At 40.8% G+C, this 13,897-nt stretch carries 12 protein-coding genes; all 12 read left to right on the top strand.

Annotated features, from left to right (window positions below):
* The first annotated feature begins 21 nt into the window (after positions 1 to 21).
* Positions 22 to 342 (top strand): four-helix bundle copper-binding protein, encoded by a 321-nt coding sequence (locus G5V56_RS16285; RefSeq protein ID WP_166967049.1) that lies wholly within the window; start codon positions 22 to 24, stop codon positions 340 to 342.
* A gap of 75 nt (positions 343 to 417) precedes the next feature.
* On the top strand, positions 418 to 1,005 hold the full coding sequence (locus G5V56_RS16280) for a DUF3347 domain-containing protein (RefSeq protein WP_166967047.1): 588 nt from the start codon (positions 418 to 420) through the stop codon (positions 1,003 to 1,005).
* Positions 1,006 to 1,455, top strand: coding sequence for a heme-binding domain-containing protein (locus tag G5V56_RS16275; RefSeq protein ID WP_166967045.1), 450 nt, complete (start codon positions 1,006 to 1,008; stop codon positions 1,453 to 1,455).
* 82 nt (positions 1,456 to 1,537) lie between these two features.
* Positions 1,538 to 4,039 (top strand): heavy metal translocating P-type ATPase, encoded by a 2,502-nt coding sequence (locus tag G5V56_RS16270; protein WP_166967043.1) that lies wholly within the window; start codon positions 1,538 to 1,540, stop codon positions 4,037 to 4,039.
* Between the two features lie 24 nt (positions 4,040 to 4,063).
* Entirely contained in the window at positions 4,064 to 4,555 is a 492-nt protein-coding gene (locus G5V56_RS16265) for a DUF305 domain-containing protein (RefSeq protein WP_141876706.1), read from the top strand.
* A gap of 4 nt (positions 4,556 to 4,559) precedes the next feature.
* Entirely contained in the window at positions 4,560 to 6,290 is a 1,731-nt protein-coding gene (locus G5V56_RS16260) for an efflux RND transporter periplasmic adaptor subunit (protein ID WP_166967041.1), read from the top strand.
* A 7-nt stretch (positions 6,291 to 6,297) separates the two neighbouring features.
* The gene (locus G5V56_RS16255; RefSeq protein WP_166967039.1) at positions 6,298 to 6,546 is read left to right on the top strand and encodes a (2Fe-2S) ferredoxin domain-containing protein; all 249 of its coding nucleotides are present in this window, start codon (positions 6,298 to 6,300) and stop codon (positions 6,544 to 6,546) included.
* 77 nt (positions 6,547 to 6,623) lie between these two features.
* Positions 6,624 to 6,932: a DUF6660 family protein gene (locus G5V56_RS19175; protein ID WP_317166442.1), complete on the top strand. Its 309-nt coding sequence runs from the start codon at positions 6,624 to 6,626 to the stop codon at positions 6,930 to 6,932.
* Between the two features lie 128 nt (positions 6,933 to 7,060).
* Positions 7,061 to 11,404 carry a CusA/CzcA family heavy metal efflux RND transporter gene (locus tag G5V56_RS16250; RefSeq protein ID WP_166967037.1) on the top strand — a complete coding sequence of 1,448 codons (4,344 nt, stop codon included), beginning with the start codon at positions 7,061 to 7,063 and terminating at the stop codon, positions 11,402 to 11,404.
* A 4-nt stretch (positions 11,405 to 11,408) separates the two neighbouring features.
* Positions 11,409 to 12,602 carry an efflux RND transporter periplasmic adaptor subunit gene (locus G5V56_RS16245; RefSeq protein ID WP_166967035.1) on the top strand — a complete coding sequence of 398 codons (1,194 nt, stop codon included), beginning with the start codon at positions 11,409 to 11,411 and terminating at the stop codon, positions 12,600 to 12,602.
* A 20-nt stretch (positions 12,603 to 12,622) separates the two neighbouring features.
* Positions 12,623 to 13,045, top strand: coding sequence for a Fur family transcriptional regulator (locus tag G5V56_RS16240; protein WP_166967033.1), 423 nt, complete (start codon positions 12,623 to 12,625; stop codon positions 13,043 to 13,045).
* A 26-nt stretch (positions 13,046 to 13,071) separates the two neighbouring features.
* A complete protein-coding gene (locus tag G5V56_RS16235) occupies positions 13,072 to 13,863 on the top strand; it encodes a cation transporter (RefSeq protein WP_179367681.1) in 792 nt (263 codons plus the stop codon).
* Positions 13,864 to 13,897: the final 34 nt, after the last annotated feature.

The following is a 13,897-nucleotide window of genomic DNA, read 5'->3' as shown; positions in this document are numbered from 1 at the left end:
TATTAATTAAAACTATAAACTATGAAAAATTCAAAATTGATTGAAGCTTTAAACAACTGTATCGCACATTGCAACTACTGCTCAGATGCTTGTCTAAATGAAGACAACATCAAGATGATGGTTGACTGCATTCGCACGGATAGAGCCTGTGCCGAAGTATGTAGCACGACGGTAAAATTGTTGGCTATGGATTCCGCTTTCGCGAAAGCGATGGTTGAAAAATGCCACGAGATATGTAAGAAATGTGCAGAAGTTTGTGGCAAACACGACCACCAACATTGTAAAGATTGTGCAGAAGCCTGTAAAAAATGTGCTGAGGCGTGTGAGGCCTATTTGGCATAATCAAAACAACAGATTCCCATTTTTAACGAAATGGGAATCTGTTATTCTAAAAAATAACCCTTAAAACCTAAATATATGAAAACATTAAAAAGAACAATAGGTACGATAGCACTTGCTGCCACAATGGTACTAACGGTTTCCTGTAAGGATGGAAATAAGAATGAACCAGCATCTATGAGCAATGAGATGCACCAAGAGTCTATGGATGACAAAGATGATATGACGATGAGTGACAACCAAGATGCAAAAGCAGAAGCAATCCTAAATGACTATTTCAACTTAAAAGATGCGCTTGTAGGCGATGATAATGGCAAGGCGAAAGAATTGGGAAATACATTGGCTAAATCTCTTAAATCCTTTGATGCTTCAAACTATTCTGATAATGAAAAATCAGAATTAAATGACATTATCGAAGATGCCACAGAACACGCAGAGCATATTTCAGAAAGTGACATCAAGCACCAGCGTGAGCATTTTAAGATATTAAGTAAGGATGTAACCGATATGGTTGCCATCACAGGTACACAAGCGAAACTATACGAGCAATTTTGCCCTATGTATGATGGTGGAACTGCGTGGTTGAGCAAAGAAGAAAACGTGTTGAATCCTTATTACGGAAGCCAAATGTTGAGATGCGGAAAGGTTCAACGAGAAATCAATTAATTGAGAATCCTAAAAATCATAGCGTGGATTGCCCTTGTGGCGTTGGTAGTGATTCAGTTCTTTCCAGTAACCTTGAATAAGAGCGATACCATACCACAAAGTGATTTTATGATAGTAAATCAAGTACCTGCGACGATTAAAAATCAGTTGCAGGTTTCCTGCTATAATTGTCATAGCAACAATACAGATTATCCGTGGTACAGTAAGATACAGCCTGCCGCTTGGTTTCTGGAAGACCACATCAAGGAAGGAAAGGATGAACTAAATTTTAATGAATGGGACACCTATTCCAGTCGTAGGAAGAACAGCAAGCTGCGTTCCATTATAAAGCAGATAGAAAGTGGCGAAATGCCGTTGGAAAGTTACACACTCATACACGGTGGCGCACGATTGGACAGTACAGCTGTAAAAGAAATTATAGGTTATATGGAAAGCCTACAAAAAAATTAAGTCCTGATACGGGAAAGTGATTTTTCATTGATGGTTGGTTAGTTAGAACCTTTCTCGTATCAGGCATATTATTGAATAAAAAATGAAACATACATATCACATACAGGGAATGACGTGTAACGGTTGCAGAACCCACGTTGAACAGACACTATCTAAAGTAGAAGGTGTAACTAATGCGGTTGTCAATCTCGAAAAGGCCGAAGCGACCATAGAAATGGAATCCCATATTCCTATCAATAAATTTCAAGAAGCGCTGAAAGCTGATGGTGTACGGTACAGCATCCATAAAAATGGGGAACATCATCACACCAACAATAAGAAGAAAGTTGAGAAACCCAAAGGAAAAGGTACAGGAACATTCTATTGCCCGATGCATTGTGAAGGCGACAAGACTTACAATAAGCCTGGCGATTGTCCTGTTTGCGGAATGGATTTGGTTGAAGAAGTTAATCTTTCTGCAACCACATCAGAACAATGGACGTGTCCTATGCACCCAGAAGTCATAAAGGACGAGTCTGGTAGTTGCCCTATATGCGGTATGGATTTGGTGCCTATGGAACCTGATTTGTCCGCCGAAGAAAACAGCTATAAAAAACTACTGAAAAAATTCTGGTTTGCCGTAGCCTTTACATTGCCAATTTTTATAATTGCAATGAGTGAGATGATTCCTAAAAATCCTTTGTACGATGTTTTAGAGCTAAAATACTGGAACTGGATTCAGTTTGCACTTTCCATTCCTGTGGTTTTCTATGCCACTTGGATGTTCTTTGAACGTGCCTATCGCAGTATAATAACGTGGAACCTTAATATGTTTACGCTCATCGGCATTGGTGCAGGTGTAGCTTGGCTTTTTAGTGTATTCGGGATGCTCGTTCCCGACTTTTTTCCTGACCAATTTAAGACCGAAGCGGGAACGGTTCACGTTTATTTTGAAGCAGCAACCGTCATTCTAACTTTGGTACTACTTGGTCAAATGCTTGAAGCTCGTGCGCATAGCAAGACTAATTCAGCGGTCAAGGAACTTTTAAAATTAGCACCTAATAAGGCTGTTAAGGTTGTAAATGGCGAAGAACAGGAAGTAGCCATCGACAAAATTGAATTAAATGATATTCTGCGTGTGAAGCCGGGCGATAAGATTCCTGTGGATGGTGTAATTACTGAAGGCGAAACTTCCATCGACGAATCGATGATTACGGGCGAACCTATTCCCGTGAACAAATCAGTAGATGATAAAGTAAGTAGCGGAACAATCAATGGTAACCAATCCTTTTTGATGAAGGCTGAAAAGGTAGGCTCTGATACGCTGCTTTCACAGATTATACAGATGGTCAATGATGCCAGTCGTAGCCGTGCGCCAATACAGAAATTAGCAGATACCGTTTCGGGATATTTCGTGCCTGTCGTTGTCATAATCGCTGCCGTAACATTCGGTGTTTGGGCAATTTGGGGACCAGAACCAGCCTATGTTTATGCCTTGGTCAATGCAATCGCCGTATTGATTATCGCCTGTCCGTGTGCTTTGGGACTTGCTACACCAATGTCTGTAATGGTGGGTGTCGGTAAAGGCGCACAAAATGGTGTGCTCATCAAAAATGCCGAAGCACTTGAAAAAATGGATAAGGTTGATACCTTAATCGTTGATAAAACTGGAACTATTACCGAAGGAAAACCTACAGTTGAAAAAGTGGGTTCTTTTGATGAAAGCTTTCGCGAAAGCGAAGTGCTACAATACATTGTATCCCTTAATAGCCAAAGTGAACATCCTTTGGCGGAAGCAACGGTAAAATATGGAAAAGAACAAAGCGCAGAATTTTTAAAAGCTGATAGTTTTAGTGCGGTTACTGGAAAAGGTGTTGAAGGGAAAGTGAACGGAAAAGAAGTGGCTTTAGGAAATGCCAAAATGATGGAACAGGCGAATGCCACGCTTACCGAAGTGATGGAAAACGAAGCGCAATCCTATCAAAAGCAAGGTAAGACAGTTTCCTATCTAGCCATTGATGGTAAAGTTTCTGGTTACGTGGTCATAGGCGATAAAATCAAGGAAACGAGCGCAAAAGCTATCAAGGATTTGCAGGATAAGGGAATTGCAGTCATTATGCTTACGGGTGATAATCACGACACCGCAAAAGCTGTTGCAGATGAACTGAACCTTGCAGATTTTCAAGCAAGTATGCTACCCGAAGACAAGCTTAAGGAAGTCGAGAAATTACAAGAGCAAGGTAAAGTGGTTGCAATGGCAGGTGATGGTATTAATGACGCACCTGCATTGGCTAAAAGCGATGTAGGTATCGCAATGGGCACGGGAACGGATGTTGCTATCGAGAGTGCTGCCATTACCTTAGTTAAGGGGGATTTGCACGGTATTGTAAAGGCACGTAATCTTAGTCACGTAGTAATGCGCAATATTAAGCAAAACCTCTTTTTTGCACTTATTTATAACACATTAGGAATACCGATTGCGGCAGGACTGCTGTACCCCTTTTTCGGAATACTCTTATCGCCAATGATTGCGGCTTTGGCAATGAGCTTCAGCTCAGTATCAGTAATTGCCAATGCACTTAGACTGCGAACAAAGTCAATTTAATAACTAATTATAAAACCAAAAATTATGAATGCAAACGAACACACAAATTCAGGAAAATCAAAAAATCATTATACGCGCTTTGTAGCGATGCTGGCTTGCTCTTTTATAGCAATGTATATCACGATGTATTTAAATACCTATGAATGGGACCACGTTTGGTTCAGCCTTACGCGTTTCTATATGGTCTGCCTTGGTATCGCAGCTATGGCCATCATAATGTTTGTTGCAATGCGTGGTATGTATCAAAATAAAAAGAAAAACATAGCTATAGTCTTGGGCAGCATCGTTCTATTTGTAGGTGCATTAGGGCTGGTACGCGACCAAAAGTCAACCGTGGGCGATGTACTCTGGATGAAAGCAATGATACCACACCATTCTATAGCAATATTAACAAGTGAACGTGCCGACATTAAAGACCCAGAAGTCAAAAAATTGGCTGAAGATATCATCAAAGCTCAACGTAAGGAAATTGCCGAGATGAAGGCGATGATTGAACGTTTAGAAAACGAAAAATAAGATTATGAATAAGAACATTTTATATATAGCAATAGCCGTAATCGTAGGTTTGGGCGCAGGCTGGCTCATTTTTGGAAATGGGTCAAGTGATTCAAATAAGGATATGTCTGAAATGTCAGACCACGTCCACTCTGGCGAAACCGAAGACCAAATGTGGACGTGTTCAATGCACCCACAGATAATGCAACCCGAAGCTGGCGATTGCACTATATGTGGAATGGACTTAATTCCTGCCGAATCAAGTGCTGAAGGACTCGCAATAAACGAGATTAAAATGACCGAAAACGCAATGGCGCTGGCAAATATCCAGACCACTATCGTAGGTAATACACAATCCAGCGATGATGATGGTATGATATCCCTTTCGGGAAAAATAGCTGCAAACGAAGAAAATAATACCGTGCAAGCCAGTTATTTTAAGGGAAGGATTGAGCGACTTAATGTTAATTATGACGGTCAGCAAGTAAACCGTGGTCAGTTACTGGCAACCATTTACGCGCCAGACCTTGTCGCGGCGCAGCAGGAATTAATTACAGCTGCATCGCTGAAAGCATCGCAACCAGCGTTATATAAAGCGGTGCGCAATAAACTCAAAAACTGGAAACTTTCGGACTCACAAATCAATGCCATAGAAGAAAGTGGAACGGTGCGAGAAAACTTCCCTATTTATGCAACTGTTTCAGGAACGGTTTCAGAAGTAATGGCAGCACAAGGCGATTATGTTAATCAAGGACAGCCTATTGTGAAGTTGAGCAATCTTAATTCGGTTTGGGCAGAATTTGATGCATACGAAAATCAGATTGCACAATTTAAGGTTGGACAAAAAATCAACATTACGACCAATGCCTATCCCAATAAGGAATTTGAAGGAACTATCTCTTTCATCGACCCTATGCTTAACAATGCCACACGTACAGTAACGGTGCGTGCAACCTTACAAAATCGAGACGACCTATTTAAGCCAGGAATGTTTGTGACAGGTAAGGTAAAAGGTGCAACCCAAACTATGGAAAACACCCTTTCTGTTCCCGCAAGTGCTGTACTGTGGACGGGCGAGCGTTCATTGGTATATTTAAAAACCAATCCTAACGAACCTGTTTTTGAAATGCGTGAAGTAACCTTGGGCAATCGCTCTGGCGAAAATTACCAAGTATCGGCTGGACTGAATAATGGCGATGAAATAGTAACTAATGGAACGTTTACAGTAGATGCTGCTGCTCAATTACAAGGTAAAAAATCAATGATGAATCAGCAAATGATGCAGGATGAATCAGCTATGATGGGCGATATGGAAATGAGTTTCAGTAATAGCTTTAGTACTGAATTCAATAAAGCATTACCATCATATCTTAAAATGAAAGATGCTCTTGTAGCAAGCGATGCTGGTCAGATTTCCGCTTTCGCGAAAGCGACATCAAAAAAATTAAAGGAAATTTCTACATCGGATTTAGGCAAAATGGAAAAGCAACATCTTACCAAAAGTATCGAGATGCTGGATGCCATTGCAACCAATGAAAATCTGGAAAACCAGCGAGCACATTTTGTGATACTTAATGAGAATATCGTGCCTATTGCTATGAACATAGAAAACTCAACAAATTACTATGTCCAAAAATGCCCAATGGCAAACAACAATAAGGGCGCAGTATGGTTAAGTACTGAAGAAGAAATAAAGAACCCTTATTATGGCGATGCGATGTTGACCTGCGGTAGTGTGATTGAGGAAATTAAATAAAGTAGAAATGGAAAAATTTAAAAGTCAAAGACCGGTCGTTTATCGATGTGATGGTGTAAACTGCCGAAAGAAAAAAGGAAAACTTTTGGATTATTATATAAAAAAATACAAGCTCAAAAATAAAATTGAAGTTGAGCAAATGGACTGCAACAATAAATGCGAACAGGCACCTGTTCTTCATCTTCATCCAGATGATATATGGTTTTCAGAAAAAGATTTAGGAACTATAGTTAAAAAGCATATTTTAAATAAGTGAAGGTATTCTTTTAAAAAGAAAAATTACGATTAACCATTTGCAACACAGTTGCACAAAAATTCTGTTATCTTTGTACCGTGAAATTTATTGCAATCATATTATCATTTTACTTCTTGGCGCTCAATGTGGTGCCTTGTAGTGATACCGTAAGTAGTGCGGATGATTCCCAAGTTGTTACGGTAATAGATATTGATGGCGACCACAGCCAAGACTGTGAACTATGCTCGCCCTTTTGTGAATGTCATTGTTGTCATTGTCATAGTATAGACTTTGGTATTGTACCGTTTGAACCGATACAGCCTGCAATTCCACACGAATACTTTGCCCACTTCGATAACCTTGGCAAAGATATTCCCCATTCTCTATTACAGCCCCCTCAAGTATAATTCAGTTTTAGTAGGATAGCTATATCCTGTTTTGACGTGTCCATCTATTGGATTCGTCAATTTAACGCATTGCATTTTTTGCAATGTGCTCAACAACATTTTAAATTGAATTAACACCCTTACTTTCTATGATTAACAGAATCATTGATTTTTCAATCAATAACAAATTCATTATTGGACTGCTCACATTAGCGTTAATCGGTGCTGGCATTTACAGTATGAACCAAGTCCCTATTGATGCCGTACCAGATGTTACCAATAATCAGGTTCAGGTCATCACGCAATCGCCCAATCTGGGAACGGAAGATATTGAGCAATTCGTAACCTATCCCGTCGAGGTGGCTATGAGCAATCTGCCCAACGTTAAGGAAATTCGTTCGGTGTCCCGCTTTGGCCTTTCCGTAGTAACCGTCGTTTTTGACGATGATATGGGTACCTATTTACCGCGTCAACTTGTTTCTGAAAAACTGACCGAAGTACGTGAACAAATCCCAGAGGGTTTTGGACAGCCAAGTATGGGGCCAATTTCAACAGGTTTGGGGGAAGTGTACCAATATACCTTAAAGGTAGAACCTGAATTTGAAGATAAATATTCATTATCCGATTTACGTACAATGCAAGATTGGATTGTGCAACGGCAAATGGCAATGGTGCCTGGTGTTGTAGAAATTAATGCCATCGGCGGAAAAATAAAGCAATATGAGGTGGCCGTCGACCCTAATGAATTAAAGGCAATCGGCCTTACTATTACCGATGTGTTCGAAGCATTGGAAGCGAACAATAAAAATACAGGTGGTGCGTACATTGAGAAAAACCATCAGGCGAACTTCATTCGAGGTGAAGGTTTGGTGCGAAGCCTTGATGATATTAAAAAAATCGTCATCAAAAATGAAAATGGTGTGCCCATTACCATAAGTGATGTTGCAGATGTGCGCTTTGGTTCTGCCGTGCGCTATGGGGCTTTGACGCAGGACGGCGAAGGTGAGGTCGTTGGCGGTCTTGTTATGATGCTCAAAGGGGCAAACTCAAACGAGGTTATTGTACGTGTGAAAGACCGGATGGCCGAAATACAGAAATCCCTTCCTGAAGGGGTTGTCATTCAGCCCTTATTGGATAGAAGTAAGCTTATAAGTGAAACAACCGGCACGGTGCGTAACAATCTACTCGAAGGTGCGCTTATCGTGATTTTCGTACTTGTTTTCCTTTTAGGAAACTGGCGTGGTGGTCTTATTGTGGCTTCGACTATCCCTTTATCGCTATTGTTCGCTTTTATACTAATGAACGTTTTTGACGTATGGGCGAACTTGATGAGTTTAGGTGCTATCGATTTTGGTATCATCGTAGATGGGGCGGTCATCATCGTGGAAGCCAGCGTATTCTTAATGGGAAGCTACATCCTAAAAAAGAAGTCTTTAAACAAGGAAAAACGTGATGAGATAGCCGCAAATGCATCAAAGAAAATGATGAATGCCGCCTTCTTTGGGCAATTGATAATTCTAATTGTGTTCTTGCCCATACTGGCTTTGGAAGGCATCGAGGGCAAAATGTTTAAACCAATGGCGCTCACATTCATATTTGCAATGATTGGTGCTATGTTTCTTTGCCTGACATACGTTCCAATGATGTCCGCACTATTTTTAAAACCACGCAAGACGGAAAAAAAATCTTGGGGCGACCGTTTCGTGCATTGGGTACAGCGGAAGTATGAACCACTTTTGGTCAAGACTTTAAACAAGGGAAAATGGATTGTGGGTATTGCCGTCGCCATATTTGCCCTAACCGTTTTTATGTTTACAAGAATGGGTGGCGAATTCATTCCCCAACTGGATGAAGGCGATATTGCATTTCACACCATACTTAAACCCGGAAGCTCACTAAGCGAAACGATTGAGACCACTACTAAAGTTGAGCGTATCATAAAGGCCGAATTTCCGGAAGTTGAGAAAATTGTAAGCCGTATCGGTGTGGCCGAAGTGCCCACAGACCCGATGCCAATGGATTTCGCTGATGTATTTGTTATTCTAAAACCCCAAGATGAATGGGTGTCTGCCGATGATAAGGATGAACTTATTGATAAAATGAAGGAAGCGGTAAGCATTATCCCGGGCGTAAATTATGAGTTTACCCAACCAATCGAAATGCGCTTTAATGAACTGTTAGAGGGTATTCGAGAAGATGTTGCCATTAAAATTTATGGTGAGGATATAGACGTACTTGCTGCAAAGGCCGATGAGATTACAAAAATCATAGCGGGTACTGAAGGTATAGGCGATATGAGGGCAGAAGCAACTTCTGGATTGCCCCAAATGACCATTAAATACAATCGCAACAAACTGGCACAGTATGGTGTGAGTATCGACCAACTCAATACAATGGTACAGTCCGCTTTTGCGGGTGGATATGCAGGGGTCATTTTTGAAGGCGAAAAGCGTTTTAACTTAGTGGTTCGGCTCGACGAGCAGAACCGTACTGACATCAATGACATCAGAAATCTGTACATCAATTTGCCTAACGGCTCGCAGATTCCGCTTCAAGAACTGGCCACAATCGAATACGAACCAGGTCCGATGCAGATAAGCCGGGACAATACCAACCGAAGAACCTACGTGGGTGTAAATGTGCGCGGACGTGATGTGGAATCATTAGTTAACGAGATTAAGGATAAACTGGACGCAAATCTTGAATTACCACCAGGCTATTTTATTCGGTATGGTGGTGCATTTGAAAATCTTGAAAGAGCAAGCGAGCGATTACAGACTGTGGTCCCGATTGCTTTATTGTTGATTTTTATCTTGATTTATTTCGCATTAAAATCCTTTCCGCAGACCTTGATGATTTACTTGGCCATCCCGATGGCGACCATTGGCGGTGTATTCGCACTATGGCTTCGGGATATGCCTTTCAGTATTTCCGCAGGGGTCGGCTTTATCGTCCTCTTTGGTGTTGCCGTCCTGAACGGACTGGTAATGATTAGCGGTCTAAATGAATTGAAGGAAGAAGGCGTGACCAATTTAAAAGACCGAATAATTGAAGGTACAAAACGCAGAATACGTCCCATTATGCTGACGGCCTTTACCGATATTTTAGGATTTCTTCCGATGGCGATATCAGCTTCGGCAGGTGCTGAAGTGCAGCGACCCTTGGCGACCGTGGTAATCGGTGGATTGATAACATCAACGCTTCTGACGCTCTTTATCCTTCCCATCTTTTACCAATGGGTCGAAAAACGGTCGGAACGGAAGAAGAAATTCAATCCAAAATTTGTTACCGCAACAGCCGTGGTCTGCCTTTTATTCACTTCCGCTTTCGCGAAAGCACAACAAGTCCAACCTCAAGATTCTTTACCAATTGTTTCATTGGAAAGAGCAGTAGAAATTTCCAAGGAAAACTATCCGTTATTGAAAACGAAACAGTTGGAAATTCAACGACAGAACGCACTTAAAGGTATTGCTTATGATTTTGGGAACACCCAATTTTTTACGGGTGGCGAAGAAATAACAGATGGTCAAGGTATATATACTTTAGTTGGTGTAGGGCAACAAAATTTAGACCTCTTGGGTATCGGTGCAAAAAAGCGACTTCAAAAACAACGAATAGCTTTGGCCGAAACCGCTCTCGACCTGTCTGAATTGCAAGTGGAACAGGAAGTGAAAAAGGCTTGGTCGCAGGCATACCAACAGCGACAGAAATTTGAACTGTACCGCGAGCTGGATTCCCTCTATTCACAGTTTGAAACGGCCATCCAACTCAACTTTGAAGTAGAAGCCATTTCCAGATTGGAATATTCATCGGCGAAAAACCAAGCGTTGCAAATCAGTAACAAACTGCAACAGGCCGAAAGCGATTATGCCATTGCCTTGCAAAAGCTAAATCTCTGGCTGACAACAGACATTTTTTATTCTGTACCAGATTCGCTTGAAGAAAATGAGGTGGCTCTATTGGGATTGGGTGCGAATTTAGAAAGACATCCAGAGTTGGAACTTTCACAAAGGCGCATCGATGAAGCCGAAGCAAACTATAATGCCGCTCGTGCCGAGCTACTTCCTAAATTAAACCTTCAAGGTGGATTGCAACAGGTCAATGGCGATAACGGATTTTATACCTATCAGGCAGGGATTTCCGTCCCGTTGTTTTCGGGCACACAGCGCAGTCAAGCCAAAGCCGCTAAAATCAATAGCGAAATCGCAAAGACAAATGCGGACTATACCCAACGCCAACTACAATCTGAATTTCAGCAGGCAGTACAAGCCTATCAAAAATGGAAAACATCTTGGCAGTTTTACAGGGATAAAGCTCTGCCACTTGCAGAAGAACAGCGTAAGGGTGCGTTACTTGCCTACAAGGAAGGTGCGGTGGATTATTCTGCATTCACGCAGATTATAAGGGATGCCATAAACACCGAAATGGATGCGCTCGATGCGCTTGACAATTATTTAGATGCCTTGTTTGAACTACAATACTTTCAAAACTAAAAAGATGAAAAAATTAAAATATATACCGATTACCGCAATGCTTATGGCATTGACAATAATTAGTTGTGGCGAGTCAAAAACCGAAAGCGACCACGATGATGCAACACATTCAGAAACAGAAGAAAATCACTCTAAAGAAGATGAAATAGTAACACTTACTGCTAAACAGTATGATGTCCTACAAATGGAAGTCGATACGCTTGCCCAGCGCAATATGAGCGGATACGTAGAAGCGAACGGTCAATTGGAAGTTCCGCCACAAAATGAAGCGACCATCACTACAGTAGTGGGTGCGAACGTGGTTTCTATAGAGGTCATCGAGGGCGATAAGGTCAACAAAGGTCAGACGGTGGCCTATCTGTCACATCCCAATATTATTCAGAAACAGACGGATTACCTCAATGCATATAGTAACAGTCAGTTTCTCAAAAAGGAATACGAACGCCAAAAAACTCTTTATGATGGAGGTGTGGGCAGCGGTGCCAATTTCCAAAAAGCAGAAGCGGAATATCAAGCTTCCCGAAGTATGGTGAACGGTTTGGAAGCACAATTACAACAATTAAATGTTAGTGCATCAGGTGTGAGAAATGGCACTATTTATCAAAGGGTTGCGCTACGAAGTCCTATTCAAGGCTTTGTGGAAAAAGTAGAGGTTAAAACAGGACAATATGTAGAACCTCAAACCGACCTAATGGAAATCGTGGACATCCATCACGTACACGCAGATTTAATGGTTTTTGAAAAGGATGTTTACAAAGTAAAAGAAGGACAGAAAGTTACCTTTAACGTCCAATCTATTCCTGGAAAAGAACTTACGGCGGAAATTTATTCCGTAGGAAAGACTTTTGAGCAGAATCCAAAAGCAATACACGTTCACGCCGAAATTGAAAATAAGGAGGGCAACTTGATACCGGGAATGTACATCCAAGGGCGCATTCAAACAGATAATACTATGACCACGGCAATTCCTGAAAGTGCCATAGCAGCAGACGGCGGAAAATATTATGTGTTTACAGCAGAAAAAGAAGGCGACAATTGGAAATTTACGCCTACTGAAATAGCTAAAGGCACTCAAGATAATGATTGGGTGGCTATAGATTTTTTGAATAAAATTGAACCTAACACAAAATACGCCTACAACAATGCCTATTATTTAATAGCAGAGATGAAAAAAGGGGAACTTGGTGACGATGACTAATAACAGATTAGAACGAAGATATGAGTGAAATTGAAAAACTATTGGAAGAAAAGAACGTGCGCCCAACAGCGATGCGCATCCTTATCTATAAGTTTATGGCACAAAAGGATAGTGCGGTTGCTATGAAAGATATTGAGTCTGCTTTTGCAAAAGCGGACAGGACCACATTGTACCGTTCCTTAAAAACCTTCGAGGAAAAAAACGTGGTGCATCAAATAGACGATGGTACAGGTATTGCAAAATATGCCCTTTGTGAAGAAGGTTGCAATTGTGAAATAGAACAAGATTTGCACTTGCACTTTCATTGCAGCAATTGTGACGAAACGGTGTGTTTGACCGAGCATAAAATTCCGCAAATAAATTTGCCCGATGGATTTTTGGCAGAGGAAGTAAACCTTGTACTAACAGGAATATGCGATAAATGCAATAGCATTTTACTATAATTATATACTAACGAAATTAATAGATTTTGAATAAGAGTACTTTTAGAATAAGTCAGATGGATTGTCCCTCGGAAGAGCAGATGATTCGTATGAAGTTAGATGGTTTTAAACAAGTCAAATACCTTGATTTTGACATTCCCAATAGAAAGTTAGAAGTATATCATACAGATGATGTAGATGAAATAAGTAAAGCAATCGGACAGTTGGGATTAGGCGATAGTTTCAAAGATACTGTAGATGCCGAGCCACCTGTTGGCAAAGATGAAAAAAAGCAACGTAAGATTTTATGGTGGGTCTTGGGTATCAATTTAGGTTTTTTTGTTGTAGAAATGGCTACGGGTTGGATATCCGGCTCAATGGGTCTTATTGCAGACTCATTGGATATGTTAGCAGATTCCATTGTGTATGGGCTGAGTCTTTTTGCAATAGGTGGTGGCATTACCCGAAAAAAGAAAGTTGCCGGAATAAGCGGATATTTTCAAATGGGGCTTGCCCTCTTGGGTTTCGTAGAGGTTTTACGAAGATTTTTTACTGAAAGTGAAACCCCATTGTTTCAATGGATGATTGTTATTTCAATCTTCGCTTTAATAGGAAATCTTATATCATTATGGTTAATCAACAAGACCGACAGCAAGGAAGCACATATGCAAGCAAGTGTCATTTTTACGTCCAATGATATCATAGTCAACGGTGGGGTAATACTTGCAGGTGTACTTGTTTATTTTTTAGATAGTAAATGGCCCGATTTGGTAATCGGTGGGATTGTATTTGCAATTGTAATGCGCGGTGCTCTAAGAATACTCAAATTATCAAAGTAAATTTTGAAGCGATATTAAATTTTATGAAATATAG

Origin of the sequence: Yeosuana marina (genome assembly GCF_011762485.1) — a bacterium.
In the GTDB taxonomy this organism is placed as follows: Bacteria; Bacteroidota; Bacteroidia; order Flavobacteriales; family Flavobacteriaceae; genus Yeosuana; species Yeosuana marina.
This window is presented reverse-complemented; position numbering and strand designations above follow the sequence as displayed.

Bases quoted from the DNA above. Each gene is read 5' to 3' on its own strand.
- G5V56_RS16285 (WP_166967049.1), top strand. From the start codon at position 22: ATGAAAAATTCAAAATTGATTGAAGCTTTAAACAACTGTATCGCACAT.
- G5V56_RS16280 (WP_166967047.1), top strand. From the start codon at position 418: ATGAAAACATTAAAAAGAACAATAGGTACGATAGCACTTGCTGCCACA.
- G5V56_RS16270 (WP_166967043.1), top strand. From the start codon at position 1,538: ATGAAACATACATATCACATACAGGGAATGACGTGTAACGGTTGCAGA.
- G5V56_RS16265 (WP_141876706.1), top strand. From the start codon at position 4,064: ATGAATGCAAACGAACACACAAATTCAGGAAAATCAAAAAATCATTAT.
- G5V56_RS16260 (WP_166967041.1), top strand. From the start codon at position 4,560: ATGAATAAGAACATTTTATATATAGCAATAGCCGTAATCGTAGGTTTG.
- G5V56_RS16255 (WP_166967039.1), top strand. From the start codon at position 6,298: ATGGAAAAATTTAAAAGTCAAAGACCGGTCGTTTATCGATGTGATGGT.
- G5V56_RS16250 (WP_166967037.1), top strand. From the start codon at position 7,061: ATGATTAACAGAATCATTGATTTTTCAATCAATAACAAATTCATTATT.
- G5V56_RS16245 (WP_166967035.1), top strand. From the start codon at position 11,409: ATGAAAAAATTAAAATATATACCGATTACCGCAATGCTTATGGCATTG.
- G5V56_RS16240 (WP_166967033.1), top strand. From the start codon at position 12,623: ATGAGTGAAATTGAAAAACTATTGGAAGAAAAGAACGTGCGCCCAACA.